The sequence below is a fragment of the Variovorax sp. GW821-FHT10B04 genome, assembly GCF_059415645.1.
In genome coordinates, this window is sequence record NZ_JBWKNQ010000002.1 from 436,111 (window position 1) to 460,764 (window position 24,654).

Sequence of the window (24,654 nt, forward strand, 5' to 3'; positions counted from 1 at the left end):
CGCCGCGATGGCTGCGGCGGGCGAAAGGCCGATCAGGCCTTGGTGAGCTTCGGCTGCACCGGGTCGCCGGTGATGTAGCCGACCGAGGCGCCGTAGGCGTCCTTGTAGTTCGCCTTGATGAGCGGATCGAGAGGGCCCTTCACCACGTTGTGCAGCGGCGAGCTCCAGTCGCCCGGATGCTGGAAGTTGCTCATGATGTACGTCCAGCCATTGATCTCGTCGACCGCGTGCAGGCCGGTCGACTCGGCGCCGGCCGGCGTCGACAGGACGCGCGACAGCGTCTTGGTGTCGACGTTGTAGGCCCACAGGAAGTTGTTGACGTGGTTGCCGCTGTCCTCGCCGATGAACAGCGTGCGCATCTTTTCCGAGAACTTCAGGTTGTCTGCACTGGCGATGTTGTTCGCGTCGGAGGTGTTGCCCAGCGCGTCCGCCGTGACGAGGTCGGTGCCCATCATCAGCATGTGCGACTGCGACGGTGCCCAGTCGCTGTTGATCGCATTGCCTTCGCTGTCCTTCAGGCCGCCGGTCAGCGTGTGCTCGACGATGCCGCCGGCCTTGACCGTCTTCGAGAAGGTCACGTTGCGGCTGGCCGCCCAGCTCGCGTCGCCCGTGATCATCGAGGCCTGGATGTTGGCCAGGGCCGAGTAGGCGACCTTGTCCTTGGCGTTGACCGTCGTGCCTTCCATCTTCGTGAAGGCCATGCTGGCGCCCTTCAGGTTGGCGTAGCGATGGGTCTCGAGGAAGGCCGCGGCCTTTTCCTTCTTGGTCTTCAGGCGCACCCAGTTGGCCTTGCCGTCGCAGTACATCTTGGTGTACGTCGCGTCGGACGGATCGGCGTAGGCCACGTCCATGATGTCGGTCGGCACGAGCGAGTCGGCCAACGCCTCAATCTCGTCGCTGGTCGCGTGGCCGAGCTTGATCCAGGTCAGCTTGGCGGTCGAGGTTTCGGTCAGGACGTCGTCGTAGCGCGCTGCGTATAGCCTGCCGGCGGACAGGTCCTTCTCCTTGTCGGCCACGAACATGAAGAGGCCGCCGTTCGTGTAGTCGTCGCCCATCAGCGCGGTGCGGTTGTCGGGCATCACCTGGATCAGCTCGTGCGAGATGCGGCCCAGGCAATAGTGCTTCTTCACCGAGCCCGTGCCGTCCGGGTTGACGGTGATCTCGGGCAGATGGCCGTAGTGGTACGGGTTGGCGGTGGTCTCGCTGCCGAACACGTTCTTGCTGTAGGCCTTGAACTGCGTGTTGGTCGAGGCGGTGAAGGCGTCGGGTTCGTACTCTTCGCTCGACAGGTGGGTGTTCCACGGCGACAGGCTGGCGCCGCAGGTGATCCACAGGCCGTGTGCGCTCGACATGTCGACGTTGTGGTACTTCACCAGCGACAGCTTGCCGGTGCTCTGGTTCTGGTCGAGGGTGAGCACGGCGATCGGCGACGGCAGCGTGCCGTAGGTGCTGGTGCCTGCGAGGTTCTTCGTCGCGTATTCGAACTGGACGACCGCGAACACGGGCTTGCCGGTGACACCGCTGACCGATGCGTTGTCGAGGTGGATCAGCGACGAGCCGTCCGGGCAGTCCGAGAAGAACTGGCGCTCCTTGCCGACGACCGACGCATCGATGATCGGCTTGTTGTTGATGTCGACGTAGCCGCCGGCCAGGATCGTGCCGCCGCTGCCGTTGGGCACCATGTCGCCGGTCATGAAGTACGGCTGGTAGGCCAGCTTGTATTCCTGGACGCTGCCGTCGTCGTAGCTCACGCGCATCGTCGAGTTGACGGTGGTGGTTGCCATGGCGGCCAGGTTGCTCAGGTCGGGTGCGGCCATGCTGGAGAAGGTCGTCGACACGTAGTTCGGCACGGCAGGTGCGGGTGCCGGTGCAGGGGCCGGAGCGGGCGCCGGTGCCGGTGCCGGGGCGGGCGCGGACACGCTGTCATTGCCGCCGCCACAGGCGGTCAGCAGCGCGACGCCGCCGAGGGGCAACAGGGGAGCGCTGAAAAGCTTGAGCGCGCGGCGGCGCGATGCATCGTGAGCAACGAAATCGGACATGTGGTTTTTCCAGAACGTGGGGTTGTTTCCGGACGCCGATAGAAGTCAGCATCCGGTCAGGTTCCGAACCATAGGGACCGTCGATGACGATCCTGTGACGCGTGCGGCAGCGGCGCCACACCGCGTGCGCCGTTGCGGCGTCCCTTGCGCCTCTTTTTTTGCGGCCCTTGCGCCGCTTGCCGGCCGCGCCCTCAGGCGCTCATTTCGGCCAGAGTGCCCACATCCGGAGCGGCTGGTTCACCGTGGCGGCGACGCGGCCCGCGTCGATGCCGGTGCCCGCGAAGTAGTCGGCGCGCACCGCACCCAGGATCGCGCTGCCGGTGTCCTGTGCGACCACGAGCTTCTGCAGCAGCACGGTCGGCCCCGGCGATGCGAGCCAGACCGGCGTGCCGTAGGGAATGCTCTCGCGGTCGACCGCGATCGAACGGCCCGCCGTGAGCGGGACGCCCTGCGCGCCGCGCGGACCGAAGGCCGCATCGAGATCGCTGAGCGCCTCTTCGCGGAAGAACACGTAGCGCGGGTTGCTCCACATCAGTTGCTGGACGCGCTGCGGGTTCTGCGCGACCCAGGCCTTGGTGTCGTCCGGCCAGCGGCTGACGCGCGGAAAGCCCTGGCTGATCAGCCATTGCTGGATGCTTCGATAGGGCTGGTCGTTGGTCCCGGCAAAGGCCACGCGCACCAGGTGCCGGGTGCCGTCGGCCTCGGTCATCTGCAGCCGGCCGGAGCCCTGGATGTGCAGCATCATGGCGTCGACCGGATCGGCCATCCACGCGATCTCGCGACCGCGCAGGGCGGCCTGCGCTTCGGGCAGCGTCTCGATCTGCTGGCGGGTGAACCACGGGCGCCGCGGTACCAGTCCGTCGGGCGGCGCATAGAGCGGCACATTGAACTGGGCGCTGGGTCGGCGGGAAGCCTCGTAGATCGGTTCGTAGTAGCTGGTGAGCTGGCCGTCGCTCTGGCCGGTCAGGGACTCGACGCGGTAGGGCTGCAGGCGATCCACCATCCACTGGCGCTGCATGTCGCCATCCGCGATGGCAAGCTGGCGCACTTCCTGGCACAGCGGCGCAAAGGCGGCGTTGGGCCGTGCGCAGTTGGCGATCATCGCGATCCAGCCCTCATGCAGGGGGTCGTCCGCGAAGCCGGGGAGTTCGGCCCAGGACACGGGCGTCCAGCGGCTCTTCGGGTGGGTGAGCGAACCGGTCAACGGCCCGGGTGCGACGGGAATGCTGGCTGCGGGCGCAGAGAGCGGGGTGGTCTGTGTCTCGGGAGCGCGAGGCCCCGTCGAGCAGGCGGCCAGCGTTGCTACGATCGCAAGCGCCACCAGCCACCGGAGTGCTTTGTTCATGGGTCTGATTTTGCTTGAAGCCTTTGCCGCCCTCGCGGCGCTCGTGCTCATCGTGTGGTGGACCATGTTCTCGGGCCGCCGCCGCGGCGAGATCGACGATGCACCGGAGACCGACGACGCGCCTTCGCGTGCCCGCACTTCCGACAAAGACCGTACGCCGCGCAGGTGATGCCTGCGCGTCCGCTGTCGGCCAAGCGCTTGTCCTGCTGTGGGGAGGCGGTGGCCTGCTCCTGAATCGATAGCACTCGGTGACGCCCTGGCGGGCATTTTCGGGAACGGGGCTGTCGAACCCGTTACATCGGGACACGGCTGCGACACCGCCGGGCACCGATTTCGACCGAGATAATCCGCCGACGCGCTGCATGGCCGTACCGCCCTCCGGGACGGTCGGCGCGGCATGTTTCCCAATCGATCCCAAGGAGCCAACCATGAAAAAACTCGTCCTCTCCACCGCTGCGCTGGCCGTCTTCCTGACGGGCTGTGCCGGAATGACCGACACGCAGCGCAACACCGGCATCGGTGCAGGCGCCGGCGCGCTGGGTGGTGCGGCCATCGGTGCGGTGACGGGTGGCCGGGCCGGCACGGGTGCCGTCATCGGGGCCGGCGTGGGCGCCCTGGGTGGCTATCTCTGGTCGCAGCGCATGGAGAACCAGAAGCGCGAAATGGAAGCCGCCACCCGCGGCACAGGCATCAACGTGACGCAGACGGCCAACAACGAGCTCAAGCTCGCCATTCCAAGCGACGTGTCCTTCGATACCGGCCGCTCGGCGATCAAGCCGAACTTCGCGCCCGTGCTGAACCAGTTCGCCAACGGCCTGCGCAACAACCCGAACGCCGAAGTGCGCATCATCGGCCACACCGACAGCACCGGCTCGGACGCCATCAACAACCCGCTGTCGGTCGACCGCGCCGCCAGCACGCGCGACTACCTGATCGCCCGCGGCGTGCCGTCGACCGCGTTCCGCATTGAAGGCCGCGGCTCGCGCGAACCGGTGGCGGACAACGGCTCCGACGCCGGCCGCGCCCAGAACCGCCGCGTCGAGATCTACGTCGGCGAGCGCCAGGGCTGATCGCCCGGCAACGGCCGCAGCCTCGCCGCTAGGCCGTGCGCAGCAGGTTGGCCAGTTCCACGGCCGACCTGACGTCCATCTTCTCGAACACGCGTGCGCGGTGGACTTCCACCGTGCGCACGCTGATCGCCAGCTGATCGGCGATCAGCTTGTTCGGCAGGCCCTCGACCACCAGCCGCATCACGTCGCGTTCGCGGTCGGTCAGTTCCTCGATGCGCTGGTGCAGGCGCTCGCGCGCCTGTCGCCGGCCGATCGCGCGCAGCGATGCCCCGAGCGCTTGTTCGATGCGGTCGACGAGCGCGTTGTCCGAGAAGGGCTTCTCGCAGAAATCGAATGCGCCCCGCTTCACCGCGTCGACGGCGGTCGGCACGTCGGCATGTCCGGTCAGGAAGATCACCGGCATCTCGTCCAGCAGGCCGCGTTCGGCCAGCCGGTCGAACAGCACCAGTCCGCTGGTGCCCGGCATGCGCACGTCGAGCAGCAGGCAATGCGGCTGCTGCGGCTGCGGCTCCTCGGCCAGTCGCAGTTCGAAGGCTTCGGCGCTGGCGTAGTGCTCGCTCGCCAGGCGGCGCGACCGCAGGAGCCAGGCCAGGGCTTCGCGCACGCTGGCGTCGTCGTCCACGATGAAGATCAGACCGTCGATCAGGGGTTGCATAGGTTCGTCATGTCACAGGCAGCGTGAAGCGGAACACCGTGCCGCGCGGAAGGTTCGGCTCGAACACGAGCGCGCCGCCGTGCTGCTCGACCACGGTCCGGCACAGGCTCAGCCCGAGTCCCATGCCGTCGGCGCGGGTGGTGAAGAAAGGCGTGAACAGCTGGGCGGCCACCTCGTCGGCGATGCCGCTGCCGACATCGGCCACGCAGAATTCGAGCCAGCGGCGGGCGTCCGGCGCCACGCCGTCGACCGGCGGCTCGGGCGAACGCGTCACGCGCAGCACCAGCACGCGCGATCTGAGCTCGGGCAGGTCCATCGCCTGCATGCCGTTGCGCGCCAGGTTCAGCAGCACCTGCTCGACCAGCGTTCGGTCGCAGAACACGCGCGGCAAGCCTTCGTCGAGCAGCACGTCGATGCGCACGCCGGTCTTGCGCGCCTGCAGGCGCACCAGCGGCAGCACCGCCTCGATCAGCGCCTGCGGCGCCACGGGCTCGCGGGTGCGGTCGCGCCGCCGCACGAAGTCATGCACGCTGCGGATCACCTGCCCTGCGCGATCGGCCTGTTCGGCGATGCGGCGCACGGCCATCGCGACCTGCGCCGCGTCGCTGTGCGGGTCGGCGTCCGCGCCGTCCTGCAACAGGTTCAGCGAGCCGCTCGCGTAGCTGGCGATCGCAGCCAGCGGCTGCGTCAGTTCATGGCTCAGCAGCGAGGCCATCTCGCCGACCGTGGCCAGCCGTGCGCTGGCCTGCAGCCTTTCCTGGCTGGCGCGCGAGATCTCCTCGATACGGCGCTGCTCGCTCAGGTCGATGAAGGCGCTCATCCAGCCGGTCTGCGTGCCGTGGGCATTGATCAGCGGCGCCTCGAAGATCAGCACCGGAAAGCGCGAGCCGTCCTTGCGCATGAAGACCGACTCGAAACCCTCGCGCGGCGGCATGCCGCCGGCCAGGCGCAACGCCTGGCGCTTCTCGTACTCATGCGCGAGCTCGGTCGGCCAGTAGGGCGAGGCGCCTTCCACCGCCGTGAGTTCCTCGGCGCTGAAGCCGACCATCTCGCAGAACGCCGGGTTGACGTAGGTCGTGCTGCCGCGCAGGTCGCGTGCGCGCAGGCCGGTGATGACGGAGTCCTCCATCGCCTTGCGGTAGGCCAGCGTGTCCGCCAGCTCGCCCTCGGCGCGCAGCCGGCGCCGCGTGTCGCTCGCCAGCAGCACCAGCACCGAGACCAGCGCAATCGACATCGCCGTGACCAGGCCGGTCAGCAGGTTGGGAAACACGTCGGGGGCGCCGCGCCAGCCATCGACGCGCAGCACCATCGTTGCGCCCGGCAGTTCGACGGGTTGCTGCGCCGTGAAGACGCGGCTGCCGGCACGTCGCGCCGTGCCGATCGACGCGAGGCGCGTGCCGTCGGGTTCGGTCAACGACACCTCCTGGCCACGCCGCATCGTGGGTGTGACCAGTTCGGTCAGCATGTCGCGCAACGCATAGCTCGCGATCAGGTAGCCGCCGCTGTCGGTGCGCAGGCACAGCTCCATCACTTCGAGCCCGCGGTTGTCGGGCTGCGGCACGTAGTGGCTGGACGAATACGCCGCGGCGTTGAGCTTGACGGCATCGGCGCAGGCCAGCTCGATCTCGCCCTGCGCCGCGGTGCGGGACGCTTCGTCGAAGATCCTCACGTGATAGGGCGTGTCCGCCACGGCCACGGTATGCAGCGCGGCGTCCCGCCATTCGAGCCGCAGCCATTCGCGATGGCCTCGCATCAGCGGCGTGACGTCGGTGCTCCAGCGGTCGCTGTCGAGCCCGCCCGCCTGCAACGCCTGCAGGTTCTGCACGTTGCGCTGCAGGCCGCTGCGCAGGTCGGCCACCGCGTCGGCGGTGTCGCGGTCGAGCGCCGCCTGGACCTGTTCGGCCTCATGGCGGCCGGCCAGCCAGACCACCGTGACGAGCAACCCCAGCACCAGCGCCGCCAGCAGCACCCAGAGAAACCAGCGCTGCCAGACCGAGCGCAGCAGCGCCAGCGCCTGCTGCACGGAGGCGGGCAGCAGGTCGTTCAGTGCGGCCTTCAGCAACTGGCGGCGCGGCGGACGGTGAAGCGGCGCGGGCGTCGACACGTTGTTCAGAGCACCTGGTGCGACAGCGCCGGCAACTGCGTGCGCGCGGCGGCCGTGCGGGCGGCGTCCAGCTCGAACAGCACCACGCCTTCGTCGCTCGACTGCTGGGCCACCACCGTGCCCCATGGGTCGGCGATCAGCGACTGCCCCCAGGTCTGGCGGCCGTTTTCGTGCGTGCCGCCCTGCGCGGGCGCGACCACCCAGGCCAGGTTCTCGATCGCGCGGGCGCGCAGCAGGACTTCCCAGTGCGCGGCGCCGGTGGTGCGCGTGAAGGCGCTCGGTACCAGCAGCAGCTCGGCACCCTGGCGCGACAGGGCGCGGTAGAGCTCGGGAAAGCGCAGGTCGTAGCAGACCGACATGCCGATGCGCCACAGGTGGCCGTCCCGCGACGGCAGATCGAACACGACGGGCTCGCTGCCGGGCGCGATGACGCGGCGCTCGTCGTAGCGCTCGCGGCCGTTGTCGAAGAAGAACAGGTGGATCTTGTCGTAGCGCGCCACGCAGCGGCCGTCCGGCGCGAAGGCCAGCGAACTGTTGAACACGTGCGCTTCGTCGGCCGTCTCGACCGGCAGCGTGCCGCCGACGATCCACAGGCCGAACTCGCGTGCCGCATCGGCCAGGAAGGCCTGCACCGCGCCGTCGCCCGGCCGTTCGCGAAGCGCCAGCTTGTCGGTGTCGCGGGCGCCCATCAGGCAGAAGTATTCGGGCAGCACGGCGAGTTCGGCGCCGGCGGCCGCGGCCTGGGCCAGCAAGGCGTGCGCGTGCGCGAGGTTGGTATCGCGCGAGATGGCCGAGACCATCTGGATGGCGGCAACTTTCATGGCGGGATCTCCTTGGGATTGTTCTGGCCGGCAGGCGGCAGGTTGCTGCGCGGCACGCGGGCGATCTTCGGGTCGGCCCAGGTGCCTTCGATCATGAACTCCTGCGTGGTCGCGGCCGACAGCGGCTTGCTCAGCAGGGCCTGGGCGAGGAAGGTGCCCAGGCCGATCACCGGGTTGATCGCGGTCGCGACCAGCGCCGCGGTGCCGGCGTTGATCTCGGGCACCACCACCACGCGCAGGCTCTGCGTCTCGTGTGCGATGTCGGCCGAGCCCTCCATCAGCGCAGCGGCGTTCACGCCCTTCATCTGCAGGTTGTTGGTGCTTGCGGTGCCCTGGAGGATCTTCGCGTCGCCACGGATGAAGTCGAAGGCAAAGCCCTCGCTGAAGACGTCGCGGAAGTCGAGCGTGAGCCGGCGCGGCAAGGCCTGCAGGCTCAGCACGCCCAGCAGTTTGGCCAGGCCGGGGTCGGCCTTGAGGAACTGGCCCGCGCCCACGTCCACGTTGAGCTGGCCGTTCATGCTCGGATAGTCCAGCGCGAAAGGCGAGCCACGCCAGTCGACGTTGCCCTGCAGCTTGCCGCGGCCGCCGCGCAGCACGCCGCCCATGCCGAAGCGCGTGAGGAGCGCGCCGGCATCGGCGATGTCGAGCTTGAAGTCGAGTGCCGTGCGGCGCGGGTCCGCACGCGGACCCGTGTTGCCCGCGTTGCCGGCCGCGGCGGCCCAGCTTCCCTGCGCCGAGAAGCTGGCTTCGGCCATCGTCAGCGCGAGCTTGTTGAGCCGCCATTCGCGTCCGCCGCGATTCACCGCGTCGATCTCGGCGCGGCCGAGCCGTTTGCCGAAGAGCTCGAAATCGTCGATCACCACGTCCAGCGCGGGCAGCGTGCCGGGCTGTTCGTCGAGCAGCGATTCCACCTCGGTGGCTTCGCTGCGTTCTATCTTCAGCCGCGACAGCCGCGCGAACACGCGGCCGTCCTGCGTCTGGCGGTATTCCGCGTAGCCGTTCAGCTCGTCGGCGTCGACGTTGGTTCGCCACTGCGGGCCTTCGCGCGTGCCGCCCAGCACGACGTTGTGAAGCGTCCGGCCGCCGAAGATCATCTCCTTCGCGCGGATCGCGATCAGCGTCGGCAGGTAGGCGAGCGGATCGCTCGCGTCCTGTGCGTCGGTGGTGGACTGCGGCGCGCTGCCGGTCGCTTCGCTGAAGAGCGACTCCCACAGCGGGATGTCGAAGCGCGTGAACGACAGGTTGGCCATCACGCCGTGCTCGGGCGGCACCGCCGCCGCGACGGCGTCGGCGCCGAGACCGATGGCGCCGCGCAGCACGCGTGCGTCGGCTTGCGAGATGTCGCGCACATAGACGATCGACGCGCCCTGGCCCAGCGTCAGCGACACCTGGTCGTGCAGCGCGGGGAGGGCGTCCGCCCGGCGCTCGTTCAGCACGAGTTTCTTCTCGATGCGCAGCGGCATCGGTTCGTCGGCCGTCTTGGTAAGCGGCGCCGGCAGCGCGAGCGCGAGCCCTTGCAGGCTGCTGGCGACGGAGAACTCGGGCACGCCGTCGCGCATCGTCAGTGCGGCGCTGTAGCTGGTGCTGCCGCTCATCCTGGCGGCGACGCGCGGCAGCCAGTCGACCTCGTCCATCGCGCGCAGGCCGTCGGCCGTGACCGTTCCTTGCGCCTTCAGGTTGAGCGTCTCGCCGGTGTCGGCGAAGCGCCCCTGGCCTTCGACGCGGACTTCGCCGCCGGCCACGCGCGCCTGGGTGCCGGCCAGCGAGAAGCCGGTCTCGGTGATGTTCACGGTGCCGCGTGCGCGCGTCAGCGGCGGCGCTTCGGGCGTGAGCTTCAGCTCGTTGTCGTTCAGCACCACGGTGGCCTGCACCTTGGTCTTGTCGACCGCCTCGATCGGCAGGTCGAGCCGCAGGCGGTAGTCGGCGTTGCCCGTGGCGCGCGCCGCGGCCAGGCTGGCGGCCGCATCGCCAGCGAGCGGTGCGCCGGCGCTCAGCAATTCGCCGAGCGGGCCCCTGGCCTGCGCGTCCACCTTCAACAGCGGCGAGTGCTGCGACATGTCCGCGATTTCGACATCCGCCTTCGTGACCTCGATGTTCGGCGCGCCGACGATGCGCCCGCGGGCGTTGCGCACCTGCATGCCGGAGCGCTCGAAGATCAGGTCGCCCGAGACGCCGGTCAGTGGCGGCCAGACCGGACCCGCCGCCTTGCCATTGGCGGCCGGTTCGGGCGGCGCATAGGCGTAGCGCACGTCCGACACCCTGGCCGCGATGCGAAAGTCGCCATCGCGCGGGTCGGTGAACGGCATGTCGTGCAGATCGCCCCGCACCCGGAAGTCGACCGAGCTCGCGGTGCCCTTGGTCACGGCGTCGCGGACGTAGTCGCGTGTCGCCTTCGGGATCGTCAGCGGCAGATAGCGGAAGACGCGCGTGCCGTCGGCCCGGGTCAGCTGGCCTTGCAGGTCGAGCACGCCGGGATACCGGTCGCGGCCGTGCGAGACGGCCGGATCGCTGGTGCGCCAGCTGGCCTGCGCGTGGCCTTCGGCGTCGGCATTGGCGAAGCGCAGGTTGGGCAGCTCCAGTTGCGCGGCGCCCCTGTCGAGCTTCCACTTCAGGCTGGTGGACAACTGATCGATCGGGATCGTCGGCTCGTCGAACACGCCGGGAAATTCGAGCGTGCCCTGCGCGATCGACAGCATGGCGCTTCCACCGGCCTGCGTGGCGTCGAAGTCGACCGTGGCCCCGCGCAGGCCGGGCGTGCCGGCCGGTTGCGACGCGATGCTCAGGCCGGTGATCCGGCCCTTGGCCTGGTAGCTGTCGGGTGCGCCGGCCGAACCCTGCCAGTTCAGGTCGACGCGTTCGACCACGCCGCGCGGCGCGTAGGCGGTGAGCGCCTTGTGCGTCGCATCGCCGAGCGGCAGCCGGCCGGCGATCAGCGCGAGTGCGGCCAGGTCGAGCCGGTCGGCGCGCAGGGCGCCGCGTTCGGGCGTCCGGCCTTGCGCGGGCGTGTGCTGGAACCACAGGTTGCCGCCGGGCCAGCGCAGGCCATCGGCCGTGTCGAACTGCAGCGCCGTGGTCGAGAACTCGAAAGTCCGGTCCTTCAACTGGCTGGACAACCGGCCGGTCACGCCGCGCAGCACCAGCGGTTCGAGGTCGGCGTCGAGCGACGCGTCGATGCGCGCGAGGGCCAGGTCGGCCGCACCGCCGCGCAACTGGCCGTCGCGGACATCGGCCCAGGCGCGCAGTGCGCCGTTGCCTTCGCGGATGCGGGCGTCGAGCGTCACGTAGCGCCCGAGGCGGCGCACGTCGATGTAGGGCAGGTCGGCGTAGAGCTGGCCGTCCCAGGTCTGCCAGTTGCCGGTGCGCACCGACAGCAGCGGCTGCCGGAACTGCCCGCGAACCGTGAAGCGCTCGCCCCAGCCGTCGGGCGGCGTGGCGTCGAGCCGCATCGCGTGGCGCCGTCCGCCGTTGCGCGCGACGAAGCTGACGTCGGTCAGCAGCAAGGGATCGGAATGGCGGCGCTCGTCGGTCCAGCGCACCGTCCCGCCCTGGATGACGAACTCGCGCTGCGCGAAAAACCAGTCGGCGACACGCGATTCACTGCTGCCTTCGCCCGACATGTCCAGGCCGGCGACATGGAATCGCCCCGCCATGTCGAGCCGCACGTCGAGCTGCGGCTTCTCGATGTAGAGCTGTTCGAAACTCAGCCGCCAGACCGAGCGGGGCGACACGCTGGCCACCACCCGTGCCAGGCGCAGCGCCTCGCGCTGCTGCGCATCGAGAAGCACGACGTCGTGCAGCTCGAAGGTCGGGAACAAATTAACAGAACTTGCGCTGATCGAACCGATGCGCACGGGTACCCCGATAGCCCTGCTGGCTTGTGCCTCCAGGGCACCACGGTAGTCTCCGATTCGCGGCACAATCCAGCCGTGTAGGACAACGACCGACAGCGCGAACAGCAGCCACGCGCCGATCAGCAGACCCAGCAGCCAGCGCGCCGTGACAGCGGTGATCTTGAGCAGACGTGAAGGGGGAGACGCCGGGTCGTTCATTGGGGATCGCGCTGTGTCAGGAATTATGACCGCCACCATTCACACGGGTTCCGCCGAAGCCGGTGCGCTTGCGCATCAACCCCCCGCGACTGCACCGTCCGGGGCGCCGCAGCCGTCTTCGTTGCTTTCCGCCCACTCCCGTTTCGTCCAGCGCCTGCGCCGGCGCTATGCGGGCGAGCTCGCTCTGCTGCCGCCGGGCGAGCCGTTGCGTGCGCACATGGTGGAAGCCTTCGGCGCGCTGCGCGCCCGCGGGCACAGCGTGGCCGATGCACTGCGCATCGTGCGGCAGCTCGTGATGGAGCGCCTCGTCGTACTCGACTGCGACCATCAGGCGCCACTGTCGGTGGTGACCACGGCGGTCACGCTGCTGGCCGAGTTCGCGCTCGACGAGGCGTGCCGGTGCGCCGTCGACGAACTCGAGGTGCAGCACGGTGCGCCGATGGGCCTGAACGGAGAGCGTGCGCAGCTGTGGATCGTGGGCATGGGCAAGCTTGGCGCCCGCGAACTCAACGTTTCAAGCGACATCGACCTCATCTACCTGTACGACCAGGACGGCGAAACCGTCGGCGATGCGGATGGCCGGTCGCGTCTGGCCAACCAGGAATTCTTCGGCCGCGTCGTCAAGCGCATCTATGCGTTGGTGGGCGACGTCACGGAGCACGGCTTCGTGTTCCGCATCGACCTGGCACTGCGGCCCAACGGCAATTCGGGGCCGAGCGTGGTGTCGCTCGACGCGCTGGAGGAATACCTGCAGGTGCAGGGGCGCGAGTGGGAGCGCTTCGCCTGGATGAAGAGCCGCGTGGTCGCACCGGCCTCGGTGGTTGCCAACGGGTCGGCGCTCGCGTTGCGCGGCGTGGTGCTGCCTTTCGTGTTTCGCCGCTATCTCGACTACAGCGTGTTCGATGCGCTGCGCATCCTGCATCGACAGATCCGCGAACAGGCGGTGCGCCGCAGTGCCGGCCGGCCCGAGCGGGCGAACGACGTCAAGCTGTCGCGCGGCGGCATCCGCGAGATCGAGTTCACCGTGCAGCTGCTGCAGGTGGTGCGCGGTGGCCAGTTCCCCGAACTGCGCACCCGGCCGACGCTCGATGCATTGCAACGGCTGGCGCGCGCCGGCCTGATGCCGCAGGAGACCGCCGATGCGCTGGCCGCGGCCTACGAGTTCCTGCGCCGCGTCGAACACCGCATCCAGTACCTGGACGACCAGCAGACGCACGTGCTGCCCGTGAACGACGACGACGTGCGCTGGATCGGCGAGTCGATGGGCTATGCCGACTGCTGCGACTTCCTGGCCCAGCTCGACACGCACCGCGAGTTCGTCGCCGAGGAATTCGACAAGTTGCTGGGCGGCGCCAAGCCCTGTGTTCGCTGCAACGGCGGCGGCAAGTCGGCCGCGCCGCTGGAACTCGTCGACCTGCTGCCCGAACTGCCGCCGGCCTTCGCGCAGCGCGTGCAGCGCTGGTGCGACCATCCGCGTGTGCAGTCGCTGCGCGAAGAGGCGCGCGCGCGCCTGAGCCTGCTGGTTCGGCGCACCGGCCGCTGGTTGCAGGAGCCCGACGGTGAGGCGCCCGGCCAGACCGCCCATCACATCGAGGCGGCGCTGCGCTGGGCCGATTGGCTCGAATCGCTGCTGCGGCGCGAGAGCTATCTGGCGCTGCTGGTCGAGCGGCCGGCCGTGCAGGAGCGGCTGCTGCGCCTGCTCGGCGCCGCCAAATGGCCGGCGCGCTACCTGATGCAGCACCCGGGCGTGATCGACGAGCTGGCCAGCGACGAGATGCTCGCAGGTCGTTTCGTGGCCGCCGAGTACGAGCGCGACCTGGAAGACCGCCGCATCTCGCTGCGCCGCACCGGCGAGGACGACGAGGAACGCCTGCTCAACCTGCTGCGCCACGCGCACCACGCGGAGCTGTTCCGCACGCTGGCCCGCGACGTCGACGGCCGCATCACGGTGGAGCAGGTGGCCGACGACCTGAGCGCGCTGGCCGACGCCACCTTGCGCGTGACCGCGCGCTGGTGCTGGCCGCACGTGCGCAACCGGCACCGCGAGCAGCCGCAGTTCGCGATCATTGGCTACGGCAAGCTGGGCGGCAAGGAACTGGGCTACGGCAGCGACCTCGACATCGTGTTCGTCTATGAGGACGAGGACGACAACGCGGGCGAGGTGTACGCCAACTATGTGCGCAAGCTGATCAACTGGCTGACCGTGAAGACGCGCGAGGGCGACCTGTTCGAGATCGACACCGCGCTGCGTCCCAACGGCAATTCGGGCCTGCTGACCACCAGCTTCCTGGCCTACGAGAAGTACCAGCTCGGCCGCGGCAGCAACACCGCGTGGACCTGGGAACACCAGGCGATGACGCGCGCGCGCTTCGTGCTCGGCGACCCGGCACTCGAGGCGCGCTTCGATCGCGTGCGCGAGGCCGTCGTCACGGCGCCGCGCGACGCCGAAGCGCTCAAGGCACAGATCGTCGAGATGCGCGACAAGGTGCGCCATGCGCGACCCGTGAAGCCGGGCTTCTTCGACGTGAAGCACAGCGCGGGCGGCATGGTCGATGCCGAGTTCGCGGTCCAGTTCCTGGTGCTGTCGGACGCGCAGACGCACCGCGAACTGATCGCCAACGTGGGCAACATCGCGCTCCTGCTGCGCGCCGAGCAGGCCGGACTGCTGCCGGACGGCGTCGGCCGGCATGCCGCCGCCGCCTACCGCGAACTGCGCCGCGTGCAGCATCGCGCGCGGCTGAACGAGGAGCCCACGCAGGTCGCGTTGCCGGCACTCGCCACCGAGCGCGAGGCGATGCTTGCGCTCTGGAAGGCGGTCTTTGGCTGAGCGCGTGCTGCGTCGACCGGGTCGGCCCGTTGCACTGCCGTTGGCGTGCGTGGCGCTCGCGGTGCTTGCCGGCTGCGCCAGCGGCCCGCGCAGCGGCCGCGACGGCCCGCCAGCCAATCCGCCGGCCGGACTGTCGCAGGTGCCGGACGCCGAGCCGCGCATCGAAGCGGTCCGTCGCAGCGGCGGCACCAGCAAGCCCTACACCGTGCTCGGCCGCTCCTACGTGCCGATCACCGACGACCGGCCGTTCCGCGAGACCGGCCTCGCGTCCTGGTATGGACGCCAGTTCCACAGCCTGTCGACCGCCAGCGGCGAGCCTTACGACATGTATGCGATGACCGGCGCGCACAAGACGCTGCCGTTGCCGAGCTACGTGCGCGTGCGCAACCCGGCCAATGGCCGTGAGGCGATCGTGCGGGTCAACGACCGTGGCCCGTTCCATGACGATCGCGTGATCGACCTCAGCTATGCGGCGGCGCTGAAGCTCGACCTGCTGCGCGGCGTGGCGCCGGTCGAGATCGAGCGCATCACCAACGAAGACATCCGAACCGGCGCCTGGCGGCGCGATGGGGGCACGGCCTATGCCGCCGCGCAGCCGGCTGCTGCTGCGCCCGCTGCATTCGCATCGCCGATCGTTTCAGGTGCCGGCGCTCAGCCTCAGCCCGCGGCGCCCGCACCGGTGGCCGTAGCGCAGAGCGTGGCGGTGCCCGAGGCGATGACGACACCGGTGGTCAGCGCGCCGCGCAGCCAGGTGGTGGACCTGCCGCCGCTTGCGCCCGCACCCACGCCGTGGTCGCCGCCGCCGGCAGCCTCATCCGGCAGCGCCGCATTGCCGGCCGCGTCCGTCGAAATTCCGGCGGCACTCGAAGGCGTGATCGCCGCACCCGGCTTCTGGGTGCAGCTCGGCGCCTTCAGCCAGCGCGAAGGCGCGATGAATTTCCGGCAGCAGGTGGCGCGCAGCCTGCCTGCCCTGGCGCCGGTGCTCAACGTGTTCAGCGAACGGGGAACGCACCGCCTGCAGGCCGGGCCCTATGCCTCGCGCGACCTGGCGCGTGAAACGGCGGAGCAGGTGCGCAGCGGATTGCAGCTCGCGCCGATGATCGTCGAGCGGCGTTGAGGCGCGGCGCCCGACCGGGCGCCGCCGTTCAGGCGCCCTGGTAGGCGGTCTTCGAGACCACCGCGGCGCTGACTTCCTTGCGGTAGCGGTTGAGCTCCTGGACGGTCTTGAAGCTGCGGTTCATCAGCAGGCTCAGGTTGTGCAGGATGCGGTCGCCGACCTTGTTCTCCCAGACCGCATCGAACTTGATCTGGTTGTCCAGCCAATGCTCGAGCCAGTCCGGATCGGGCATGCGGCTCTGGATCGTGTCGTTCGGGAACAGCGCCTTGCTCACGTGCAGGTTGGTCGGATGCAGGGCCTGCGCGGTGCGGCGGGCGCTCGCCATCAGCACGCCGACCTTGGTGAACGCCGCGCGTGCTTCGTCACCGAACTTCTCCAGCGCACGCTTCATGTAGCGCAGGTAGGCGCCGCCATGCCGCGCCTCGTCCTGGCTCAGCGTGGTGTAGATGTGCTTGATGACCGGCTCGGTGTGCCATTCGGCTGCGCGCCGGTACCAGTGGTTCAGGCGGATCTCGCCGCAGAAATGCAGCATCAGCGTCTCCAGCGGCGGCGCCGGGTCGAAGTCGAAGCGGATGTCGTGCAGTTCCTGCTCGGTCGGTGCGTGCTCGGGGCTGAAGCGCTTGAGGTATTCCATCAACACCAGCGAATGCTTCTGTTCCTCGAAGAACCAGATCGACATGAAGGCCGAGAAATCGCTGTCGTGGCGGTTGTCGCGCAGGAACATCTCGGTGGCCGGCAGCGCGGCCCATTCGGTGATCGCGTTCATCTTGATCGTCTGGGCCTGCTCCGGCGAGAGCTTGGCACCGTCGAAAGACTGCCACGGAATGTCCCGGTCCATGTCCCAGCGGACGGATTCGAGTTGTCTGAAGAGTTCCGGGTAGAGCATCGTTGTCTTTCGTAGCCGATAAATTTTAGGAAGTGCCGGGGACGCGCCTGTGACAGGCGCGCGATGATGTGAGTACGCGCACCGCCTTCTTGCGGATGCGCTTCTGGACGGAGAACCCATGCCACTTCGAACCCTTGTCCGACGGACCGCTTTCCCCCCGATGCGCTGGGCGCTATGTTCCGCAGTCGTCTGCGGTGCAGCATCCGCGCTGGCGCAGACTGCGCCTCTCACGGTGCCGCAGGCGACGTCTGCCTCTGCGTGCCCCGCCATCCTGCAACATACCTTCGCTCGTCTGCAAGACGAAAAGCCCCAGCCTCTGTGTCAGTACACGGGCAAGGTGGTGCTCGTCGTGAACACCGCGAGCTTCTGCGGCTTCACGCCGCAGTACCAGGGACTGGAGGCGCTGGACCGCAAATACCGCGCGCGGGGCCTCGTCGTGCTGGGTTTCCCGTCCAACGATTTTTCGCAGGAATCGGGCTCGAACCAGCAGATCGCCGACTTCTGCGAGAACACCTTCGGCGTGAAATTCCCGATTTTCGCGAAGTCCTCGGTGCGCGGCAACGACGCCAACCCGCTCTTCCGGGCGCTGGCTGCCCAGTCGGGCACGACCCCGAAATGGAACTTCTACAAGTACCTGATCGGCCGTGATGGCAAGGTCGTCGGGGCATGGTCGAGCATCACGGAGCCCACCGACCGTGACTTTCTGCGCGAAGTGGAAAAGCAGCTCGGGTCAATTTAATACTGATCAGTTCACAAAAAGACGAATCGGTACTAATATCGACCGATGCGTCCAACGAGTCCGAACCCAGTCGTCACAAATGCTTACCACTGCACGGGGAACCGTGGGCGTGGCGCCACGCTCATAACGGGCTCGGGCAGCAGATGTCCGCAGGTTTTCATGTTGCGAGGTCTTCCAGGCGTCTGTCGCCCGGTTGAAATCCCGAGGCGATTCTTCTCCTCCTCCCTCCCTCCCTCCTTCGCGTCGGGGCGCCTCGCAACATTTTTGTCTTCGAGCACCTGGAGCGTCGCGTGAGGAGCGCGCGCCCCACGGTCGCCGTCATCGGGGCCGGTATTTCCGGCCTGTCCGCGGCGCACGCACTGCGCCACGACGCACAAGTCACCCTTCTCGAGGCCGGCAGCTACTTCGGTGGACATGCGCACACCGTCGATGTGACGCTGCCCGGATCGCCGGCCGACCCGACACCGGTGCGCCACGGCGTCGACACCGGCTTCCTGGTCTACAACGACCGCACCTACCCTGGGCTGATCCAGCTGTTCGACGAGCTCGGCGTCGAGACGGCCGAATCGGACATGTCCTTTTCCGTGCAGGCCGCTCGGCCGGACGCGAGCCATCTCGAGTGGAGCGGCAACAACCTCGCCACGGTGTTCGCGCAGCGACGCAACCTGCTCGATGGCCGCTTTCTCGGCATGCTCCGCGACCTGCTGCGCTTCAACCGGCTGACCACGCGCATCGCGCTCGCCGGCACCGAGCAGCAACTGGCGCAGCCGCTCGGCGATTTTCTGGACGCGCACGGTTTCGGCGCCGCTTTCCGCGACTGGTACTTCCTGCCGATGATGGGCTGCATCTGGAGCTGCCCGACGCAGCAGATGCTGTCGTTCCCGGTCGCGACCATGATTCGCTTCTGCCACAACCATGGGCTGATCCAGATCGCCAATCGCCCGCAGTGGCGTACCGTCCGCGGCGGCTCGCGCAACTACGTGGCGAAGATCGTCGCCGGGCTCGACGATGCGCGCCTGTCGACGCCGGTGCGACGGGTTACGCGCACGGCCTACGGCGTGCTGGTCGACATGGATTCCGGCACCGAGCGCTTCGACCACGTCGTGATGGCGACCCATTCCGACCAGACGCTGGCGCTGCTCGCCGATGCGTCGCCGGACGAGGCCGCCACGCTCGGCGCCATCCGCTACCAGCCGAACCGCGCCGTGCTGCACACCGACGCATCGGTGCTGCCGCAGCGCCGCGCGGCCTGGGCCGCATGGAACTACGAGGCGACGCCGAAGGTGCCGGGCGCTGCGGAAGGCGGCGTCTGCCTGCACTATCTGCTCAACCAGTTGCAGCCGTTGCCTTGGGAGCAGCCGGTGGTCGTGTCGCTGAATCCGATCCGCCCGATCGCGCGTAGTCAGGTCATGGCCGAATACCACTATGACCACCCGATCTTCGATCTGGCCGCGATCCGTGCGCAGCTGCACGTCCCGTCGCTCCAGGGCGTGCGCAACACCTGGTTCGCCGGCGCCTGGATGGGCTATGGCTTCCACGAGGACGGCTTGAAGGCCGGCCTGGCTGCGGCATCCGGATTGCGCGCGCAGTGGGCCGCTTCGCAATCCGACAGGCGCGCGGCATGACGGCGACGAGGTCGGCGCCGCCTCCCGCGGTGCAGCGACGCGGACTGCGCAACGCAATGCACACCGTGCAGCCGCCGGCCGCCGCGCCGCTGCTCGGTTTCGGCGAGGTTCGGCATTCGCGCCTGCGGCCGGCGCGCAATGCGTTCGTCTACCCGACCTATTTCCTGATGCTGCCGATGCGCGCATTGCGTGCCGCCGACGGCGGCGGTCCGCTGGCCGTGAACCGCGCCGCGGCGCTGTCCTTCTACGACCGCGACCATGGCGACGGCCGTGGCCCCGGCGATGGCGGCGCGCTGGGCTGGCTGGACGAACTGCTGGCGGCGCACCACATCCACGACGCCACCGGCGAAGCCTGGCTGCACTGCTATCCGCGCGTCTTCGGCTACACCTTCAAGCCGGTCAGTTTCTGGTATTGCCATACCGACGATGGCGCGCTGCGCGCGATCGTCGTCGAGGTCAACAACACCTTCGGCGAACGGCACTGCTACCTGCTCGACCGGCCGGTCTACGGCATGGAACTGCGTGCGCCGAAGGAATTCCATGTCTCGCCGTTCTGCCTGGTCGCGGGCGGCTACCGCTTTCGCTTCTTCGTCGACGAGGAGCGCACCCGCACCGTGGTGCGCATCGACCACGACGACGCCGACGGGCTGCTGCTGCAGACCAGCGTCAGCGGCGACCTGGTGCCCTTCGACACGGCCAGCGCGCGGCGTGCGCTGTGGCGCTATCCCGCGATGACCTTCGGGCTGATCGCCCGCATCCACTGGCAAGCCGCCAAGCTCTGGCTGCGGCGCGTGCCTTTCATCCCCAAGCCGGCGCCGCCCGAGCGCTTCGTCTCCAACGAACAGCCGCCCCAGCCATGACCTCGACCACCACCGCGCCCCATTTCGCCGTGCCGCACGATGCGCCGGCCGCCGCCCGAACCGTGCTCGGCCTGCTCCAGCGGCTGGCGCATGGCTCGCTGACCGTGAGCCTGCCCGACGGCACGGTGCGCCATTTCGGCGCCACGCCCGGCAGCGGGCCGACCGCATCGCTCACGCTGCGCAACTGGAACCCCTGCCGCGCGGCGCTGAAGTCGGGCGACATCGGTTTCGCCGAAAGCTACATCGCGGGCGACTGGACCACACCGAACCTCACCGACCTGATCCAGGTCTTCATCGCCAACCGCCGTGCGATCGAGGACGTGGTGTATGGCAGCTGGTTCGGCCGGCTGCTCTATCGCGTGCGGCATCTGTTGCATCGCAACAGCAAGACAGGCAGCTCGCGCAACATCCACGCGCACTACGACCTGGGCAACGCCTTCTACAAGCTCTGGCTCGACGACACGATGAACTACTCGTCGGCGCTGTTCGAGGGCGACCACGGCAAGCCGATGCGCGAAGCGCAAATGGCCAAGGTCGAGCGTGCGCTTCATCTGGCGCATGTCCGTCCCGGCAGCCGCGTGCTGGAAATCGGTTGCGGCTGGGGCGCACTCGCCGAGATGGGCGCGAGCAGCTTCGGTGCCGCGGTCACCGGCGTGACGCTGTCCACCGAGCAGCTCAGCTACGCGCAGCAGCGCACGGCCGGGTTGAACGTCGACCTGCGTCTGCAGGACTACCGTGATGTCGACGACGGGCCCTACGACGCCATCTGCTCGATCGAGATGGTCGAGGCCGTCGGCCGCGAATACTGGCCGACCTATTTCGGCGCCGTGAGCCGGCTGCTGAAGCCGGGCGGACGTGCCTGCATCCAGAGCATCGTGATCGACGATGCGCTGTTCGATCGCTACATCGACTCCACCGACTTCATCCAGCAGTACATCTTTCCGGGTGGCTGCCTGCCATGCCCGCGCGAATTCCGGCGCGAGGCCGAGGCGGCCGGGCTGGAGGTGATCGACGAGTTCGCGTTCGGGCAGGACTACGCCGAAACGCTGCGGCGCTGGCGTGTCGACTTCCTCGCGGAACGCAACCGCATCCTGCAGCTCGGTTTCGACGAAAGGTTCATGCGCATATGGGAGTTCTACCTGGCGTATTGCGAAGCGGCCTTTGCGCAATCGAACATCGACGTCGTCCAGTACACCTTGCGGAAGCGCTAGTGGCGGCTGTGTTGTGGGGCGCTTGCGGTGCGTTGTCCGCCGTGCCGGCGCGGGTGGCGGCACAACCCGTGGCGCCGTCGGTGACGCCGGCCCCGCCCGCGCAACTGCGCGACGTGCTGTCCGATGCCCAGCGGCTCGGCACCGCGCGTCTCACGGTCTGGGGCTTCCAGGTCTATGACGCGGTGCTCTGGGTCGGCAGCGGTTTCCAGGCAACCGCCTGGGCGCAGCAGCCATTGGGCCTCGAGCTGCGTTATCTCCGCGACTTCGACGCAGCCGCCATCGCCAAGCGCTCGATCGACGAGATGCGCCGCAGCGGGCCGATCGACGCGGCGCAGTCGGCACAGTGGCTGCAGGCGATGCAGTCGGCTTTTCCGGACGTGAAGAAGGGCGACCGCCTGCTCGGTGTCTACGAGCCTGCCGTGGGCGCACGCTTCTTCCACAACGGCAGGCCTTCGGGTGCCGTGCGTGACCCTGCCTTCGCCGAGCGCTTCTTCGCGATCTGGCTCGGTGCGCAGACCTCCGAGCCGGCGATGCGTGACGCCTTGCTGGCGCGCTGATCGCCGTCCATGTCCGACACCCTTCACTTCGGCCGGCTCGACGGTCTGCGCTATGGCCTGCTCGGCCTGCCGCTGGCCTTCGTCGCACTGCCGCTCTATGTGCTGCTGCCGAACCACTACGCGCTGGCCTTCGGCGTGCCGCTGACGGCGTTGGGTGGTGTGCTGCTCGGTGCGCGGCTGCTCGATGCGCTGGTCGACCCGTGGCTTGGACGGCTCAGCGATCGGCTGTTCGCGCGATCGGCGGCGGCCGTGCTTGGCGCCGCGCTGGGCGTGGCGATACTGCTGGCGCTGGGTTTCGGGCTGTTGTTCTTTCCGCAACTGCTGGTCGACCCGTCTCGCCATGGGCCGTTGCTGCTGGTGGCGGCCTTGCTGCTGGCGCTGACCTGTGCGGGCTACAGCGCACTGGGTATCGCACACCAGTCCTGGGGCGCGCGGCTCGGTGGCGACGCGCTGCAACGCAGCCGGATCGTCGGCTGGCGCGAGGGACTGGGCCTGCTCGGCGTGGTGCTCGCGTCGGTGACGCCGACCGCTGCGGGGCTGGGCGCGATGGTTGCACTGTTCGTTTTCGCGCTGGTCGTCGGCTGGCTGGCCTGGACGCGTGCGCCGCGGCCGATACCCGATGCCGTACACGATGCCGCACCCGATTTCCCGCCCGATCGGTCGAACGCGACGCCGGGGGCCATGCGGCGACCGTTGCGCGACGCGGCCTTCCGCCGCCTGCTGGCGGTCTTCATGCTCAACGGCATCGCCAGTGCGGTTCCCGCCACGCTGGTGCTGTTCTTCGTGCAGGACCGGCTGGAGGCGCCGGCCTCGCTGGCTCCCGCTTTCCTGGGCTGCTATTTCGTCTGCGCGGCGCTTTCCATACCGCTCTGGCTGCGCGCCGTGCCGCGTTTCGGCCTGGCGCGCACCTGGCTGGCCGGCATGGCGCTGTCGATCTGCGTCTTCGGCTGGGCGGCTGCGATGGGTGCCGGTGACGCAATGCCCTTCCTCGCGGTCTGCGCGCTGTCGGGCGTCGCGCTCGGCACCGACCTCGTGTTGCCCGGCGCGTTGCTGGCCGGGGTGATCGCCGATGCGCGCGAGCGGCCGAATGCCGGGGCCTACTTCGGCTGGTGGAATTTCGCCACCAAGCTGAACCTGGCGCTCGCTGCCGGACTCGCGCTGCCGTTGCTGGGATTGGCCGGCTACGCGCCGGGTGCGCGCGATGCCGTCGCGCTCCAGGCGCTGACGCTCGCGTATTGCCTGCTGCCCTGCGTGCTGAAACTGCTGGCCGGTGTGGCGCTCTGGACGCTGGTGATCCGCGCGCCGTCCTTGTCTTCCTCGCCGAAAGCGTTCTCATGACTTCCCGTTTTCGTGCGGTGACGCCGCCCTCGGCATGAGGCTGCTCTCTCCACTCAATCCGCCGATGGCCGACTGGCGCGGCAAGCGCGTGTGGATCGTCGGTGCCTCCTCCGGGATCGGCCGTGCCACCGCTGAAGCGCTGCTCGCCCGCGGCGCCCTGGTGGCGGTTTCGGCACGTCAGCGCGAGGCGCTCGATGCACTTGCTGCGCCGTATGAAGGCTGCGGGGGTGCCGGCGGCGCGCCGCCGGTCACCGTGCTGCCGCTGGACGCGACCGACGCCGATGCCGTGCGCGACGCCCATGCGATGCTGGTGTCGCACGGTCCGCTCGACTTCGTGCTCTATTGCGCCGGCACCTACCAGGCGCTGCGCGCCGACGCGTTCTCTCTCGATGTCATGGTGGTGCACCAGCGGGTCAACTACGTCGGCGCACTCAACGTGCTGGCCGCGGTGTTGCCGGCGCTGGTGGCGCGCGGCGCGGGGCACGTCGCGCTGACCGCCAGCGTCGCCGGCTTCCGCGGGCTGCCGCAGAGCCTGGCCTACGGGCCGACCAAGGCCGCGCTGACGAACCTGGCCGAGGTGCTGTATGCCGACCTGCACCGGCTCGGTATCGGGGTCAGCGTGGTGCAGCCGGGTTTCGTCGAGACGCCGCTGACCGCGCAGAACGCGTTCAGGATGCCGGCGCTGATCACGCCGGCGCAGGCCGCCGACGCGATGCTCGCCGGCTGGGCGCGCGGGGACTTCGAGCTGCATTTTCCGAAGCGCTTCACCTTCTGGATGAAATTGCTGCGCCTGCTGCCCTACCGTGCGTACTTTGCGGTGGTGCAACGGGTCACCGGCCTGTAGGGCTGGCGGCGGGAGCCCGCAGTGGACGGTCGAAATGTCCTGATCCCCTCGGCGGGTTAGGCGCCGACGGCCGCCAGAGCGCCGAATACAATGCCGCGTGCTGCGCGGCCCTGCTCGCGCCCATCGGCCGCATCCGGCGGCCGCGCAAGCGGGTCATGCCCGCCACCGCTGCCATCCTGTCCTTCTCTCTCTTCTGTTGGAGACTCCCTTGTTCATTTCCTCTGCTTTCGCCCAGACCGCACCTGCTGCCGCCGGCGGCGACATGCTGTCTTCCCTCGGCAGCATGCTGCCGCTCGTGCTGATGTTCGTGGTGCTGTACTTCGTGATGATCCGGCCCCAGATGAAGCGCCAGAAGGAAGCCCGCGCGATGATCGAGGCGCTGGCCAAGGGTGACGAGGTCGCAACCTCGGGCGGCATGCTCGGCAAGATCACCTCCATCGGCGACCAGTACCTGGGCCTGGAGATCGCCAATGGCATCGAAGTCAAGGTCCAGCGCAGCGCCGTGGTCCAGGTCCTGCCCAAGGGCGCGATCAAGTAAGTTGTTTTCCTCTGCGGCATTGCCGCACA

Annotated in this window: 19 protein-coding genes; 12 read left to right on the forward strand and 7 right to left on the reverse strand. The window is 68.9% G+C overall.

What is annotated here, in order from left to right; genetic code table 11:
* Positions 1-32: 32 nt before the first annotated feature.
* Together AC07PZ_RS07130 and mltA are read right to left on the reverse strand one after the other, a co-directional pair.
* On the reverse strand, positions 33-2,039 hold the full coding sequence (locus tag AC07PZ_RS07130; RefSeq protein WP_495294349.1) for a PhoX family protein: 2,007 nt from the start codon (positions 2,037-2,039) through the stop codon (positions 33-35).
* 199 nt (positions 2,040-2,238) lie between these two features.
* Positions 2,239-3,384 (reverse strand): murein transglycosylase A, encoded by a 1,146-nt coding sequence (gene mltA / locus AC07PZ_RS07135; protein ID WP_495294350.1) that lies wholly within the window; start codon positions 3,382-3,384, stop codon positions 2,239-2,241.
* Here mltA and AC07PZ_RS07140 point away from each other — a divergent pair.
* Together AC07PZ_RS07140 and AC07PZ_RS07145 are read left to right on the forward strand one after the other, a co-directional pair.
* Complete coding sequence (locus tag AC07PZ_RS07140) at positions 3,383-3,553, forward strand: hypothetical protein (protein ID WP_495294351.1); 171 nt, start codon at positions 3,383-3,385, stop codon at positions 3,551-3,553. The two genes, mltA and AC07PZ_RS07140, sit on opposite strands and share 2 nt — an antisense overlap.
* Before the next feature lie 259 nt (positions 3,554-3,812).
* Positions 3,813-4,454: a YiaD family glycine zipper/OmpA-like lipoprotein gene (locus tag AC07PZ_RS07145; protein ID WP_495294352.1), complete on the forward strand. Its 642-nt coding sequence runs from the start codon at positions 3,813-3,815 to the stop codon at positions 4,452-4,454.
* Between the two features lie 28 nt (positions 4,455-4,482).
* On the opposite strand, the gene AC07PZ_RS07150 is transcribed toward AC07PZ_RS07145, so the two are convergent.
* The 4 genes from AC07PZ_RS07150 to AC07PZ_RS07165 are packed head-to-tail and all read right to left on the reverse strand — an operon-like array spanning position 4,483 to position 12,083.
* On the reverse strand, positions 4,483-5,109 hold the full coding sequence (locus tag AC07PZ_RS07150) for a response regulator transcription factor (RefSeq protein ID WP_495294353.1): 627 nt from the start codon (positions 5,107-5,109) through the stop codon (positions 4,483-4,485).
* Positions 5,110-5,116: 7 nt separating this feature from the next.
* Entirely contained in the window at positions 5,117-7,171 is a 2,055-nt protein-coding gene (locus AC07PZ_RS07155; RefSeq protein ID WP_495294557.1) for a two-component system sensor histidine kinase NtrB, read from the reverse strand.
* A 47-nt stretch (positions 7,172-7,218) separates the two neighbouring features.
* Entirely contained in the window at positions 7,219-8,034 is an 816-nt protein-coding gene (locus AC07PZ_RS07160; RefSeq protein ID WP_495294354.1) for a carbon-nitrogen hydrolase family protein, read from the reverse strand.
* Positions 8,031-12,083 carry a YhdP family protein gene (locus AC07PZ_RS07165; RefSeq protein WP_495294355.1) on the reverse strand — a complete coding sequence of 1,351 codons (4,053 nt, stop codon included), beginning with the start codon at positions 12,081-12,083 and terminating at the stop codon, positions 8,031-8,033. Before AC07PZ_RS07165 ends, AC07PZ_RS07160 begins: the two co-directional genes overlap by 4 nt.
* 25 nt (positions 12,084-12,108) lie before the next feature.
* Here AC07PZ_RS07165 and glnE point away from each other — a divergent pair, with 25 nt between their 5' ends.
* Together glnE and AC07PZ_RS07175 are read left to right on the forward strand one after the other, a co-directional pair.
* A complete protein-coding gene (gene glnE, locus AC07PZ_RS07170) occupies positions 12,109-14,910 on the forward strand; it encodes a bifunctional [glutamate--ammonia ligase]-adenylyl-L-tyrosine phosphorylase/[glutamate--ammonia-ligase] adenylyltransferase (protein WP_495294356.1) in 2,802 nt (933 codons plus the stop codon).
* 4 nt (positions 14,911-14,914) lie between these two features.
* The gene (locus AC07PZ_RS07175) at positions 14,915-16,027 is read left to right on the forward strand and encodes a septal ring lytic transglycosylase RlpA family protein (protein WP_495294357.1); all 1,113 of its coding nucleotides are present in this window, start codon (positions 14,915-14,917) and stop codon (positions 16,025-16,027) included.
* 28 nt (positions 16,028-16,055) lie between these two features.
* Here AC07PZ_RS07175 and AC07PZ_RS07180 read toward each other — a convergent pair whose 3' ends face one another.
* Positions 16,056-16,913, reverse strand: a complete 858-nt coding sequence (locus tag AC07PZ_RS07180; RefSeq protein ID WP_495294358.1) for a ferritin family protein — start codon at positions 16,911-16,913, stop codon at positions 16,056-16,058.
* Between the two features lie 118 nt (positions 16,914-17,031).
* Between AC07PZ_RS07180 and AC07PZ_RS07185 the strand changes: the two genes are divergently transcribed.
* The 8 genes from AC07PZ_RS07185 (at position 17,032) to yajC (ending at position 24,625) form a co-directional block, all read left to right on the forward strand.
* Positions 17,032-17,652 (forward strand): glutathione peroxidase, encoded by a 621-nt coding sequence (locus AC07PZ_RS07185; RefSeq protein ID WP_495294359.1) that lies wholly within the window; start codon positions 17,032-17,034, stop codon positions 17,650-17,652.
* 290 nt (positions 17,653-17,942) lie between these two features.
* Positions 17,943-19,277 carry an NAD(P)/FAD-dependent oxidoreductase gene (locus AC07PZ_RS07190; RefSeq protein WP_495294360.1) on the forward strand — a complete coding sequence of 445 codons (1,335 nt, stop codon included), beginning with the start codon at positions 17,943-17,945 and terminating at the stop codon, positions 19,275-19,277.
* Between the two features lie 56 nt (positions 19,278-19,333).
* Positions 19,334-20,137, forward strand: coding sequence for a DUF1365 domain-containing protein (locus tag AC07PZ_RS07195; RefSeq protein WP_495294558.1), 804 nt, complete (start codon positions 19,334-19,336; stop codon positions 20,135-20,137).
* Positions 20,134-21,348, forward strand: a complete 1,215-nt coding sequence (locus AC07PZ_RS07200) for a class I SAM-dependent methyltransferase (protein ID WP_495294361.1) — start codon at positions 20,134-20,136, stop codon at positions 21,346-21,348. Before AC07PZ_RS07195 ends, AC07PZ_RS07200 begins: the two co-directional genes overlap by 4 nt.
* A complete protein-coding gene (locus AC07PZ_RS07205; RefSeq protein WP_495294362.1) occupies positions 21,348-21,905 on the forward strand; it encodes a chalcone isomerase family protein in 558 nt (185 codons plus the stop codon). Before AC07PZ_RS07200 ends, AC07PZ_RS07205 begins: the two co-directional genes overlap by 1 nt.
* A gap of 9 nt (positions 21,906-21,914) precedes the next feature.
* Positions 21,915-23,243 (forward strand): MFS transporter, encoded by a 1,329-nt coding sequence (locus AC07PZ_RS07210; protein ID WP_495294363.1) that lies wholly within the window; start codon positions 21,915-21,917, stop codon positions 23,241-23,243.
* 34 nt (positions 23,244-23,277) lie between these two features.
* Entirely contained in the window at positions 23,278-24,087 is an 810-nt protein-coding gene (locus AC07PZ_RS07215; protein ID WP_495294364.1) for an SDR family NAD(P)-dependent oxidoreductase, read from the forward strand.
* A 208-nt stretch (positions 24,088-24,295) separates the two neighbouring features.
* A complete protein-coding gene (gene yajC, locus AC07PZ_RS07220) occupies positions 24,296-24,625 on the forward strand; it encodes a preprotein translocase subunit YajC (protein WP_495294365.1) in 330 nt (109 codons plus the stop codon).
* Positions 24,626-24,654: the final 29 nt, after the last annotated feature.

Coding starts and splice junctions, on each gene's coding strand:
- AC07PZ_RS07215 (WP_495294364.1), top strand. CDS start 23,278: ATGAGGCTGCTCTCTCCACTCAATCCGCCGATGGCCGACTGGCGCGGC.
- glnE (WP_495294356.1), top strand. CDS start 12,109: ATGACCGCCACCATTCACACGGGTTCCGCCGAAGCCGGTGCGCTTGCG.
- AC07PZ_RS07185 (WP_495294359.1), top strand. CDS start 17,032: ATGCCACTTCGAACCCTTGTCCGACGGACCGCTTTCCCCCCGATGCGC.
- AC07PZ_RS07160 (WP_495294354.1), bottom strand. CDS start 8,034: ATGAAAGTTGCCGCCATCCAGATGGTCTCGGCCATCTCGCGCGATACC.
- AC07PZ_RS07130 (WP_495294349.1), bottom strand. CDS start 2,039: ATGTCCGATTTCGTTGCTCACGATGCATCGCGCCGCCGCGCGCTCAAG.
- AC07PZ_RS07140 (WP_495294351.1), top strand. CDS start 3,383: ATGGGTCTGATTTTGCTTGAAGCCTTTGCCGCCCTCGCGGCGCTCGTG.
- mltA (WP_495294350.1), bottom strand. CDS start 3,384: ATGAACAAAGCACTCCGGTGGCTGGTGGCGCTTGCGATCGTAGCAACG.
- AC07PZ_RS07150 (WP_495294353.1), bottom strand. CDS start 5,109: ATGCAACCCCTGATCGACGGTCTGATCTTCATCGTGGACGACGACGCC.
- AC07PZ_RS07210 (WP_495294363.1), top strand. CDS start 21,915: ATGTCCGACACCCTTCACTTCGGCCGGCTCGACGGTCTGCGCTATGGC.
- AC07PZ_RS07180 (WP_495294358.1), bottom strand. CDS start 16,913: ATGCTCTACCCGGAACTCTTCAGACAACTCGAATCCGTCCGCTGGGAC.
- AC07PZ_RS07200 (WP_495294361.1), top strand. CDS start 20,134: ATGACCTCGACCACCACCGCGCCCCATTTCGCCGTGCCGCACGATGCG.
- AC07PZ_RS07165 (WP_495294355.1), bottom strand. CDS start 12,083: ATGAACGACCCGGCGTCTCCCCCTTCACGTCTGCTCAAGATCACCGCT.
- AC07PZ_RS07145 (WP_495294352.1), top strand. CDS start 3,813: ATGAAAAAACTCGTCCTCTCCACCGCTGCGCTGGCCGTCTTCCTGACG.
- AC07PZ_RS07195 (WP_495294558.1), top strand. CDS start 19,334: ATGCACACCGTGCAGCCGCCGGCCGCCGCGCCGCTGCTCGGTTTCGGC.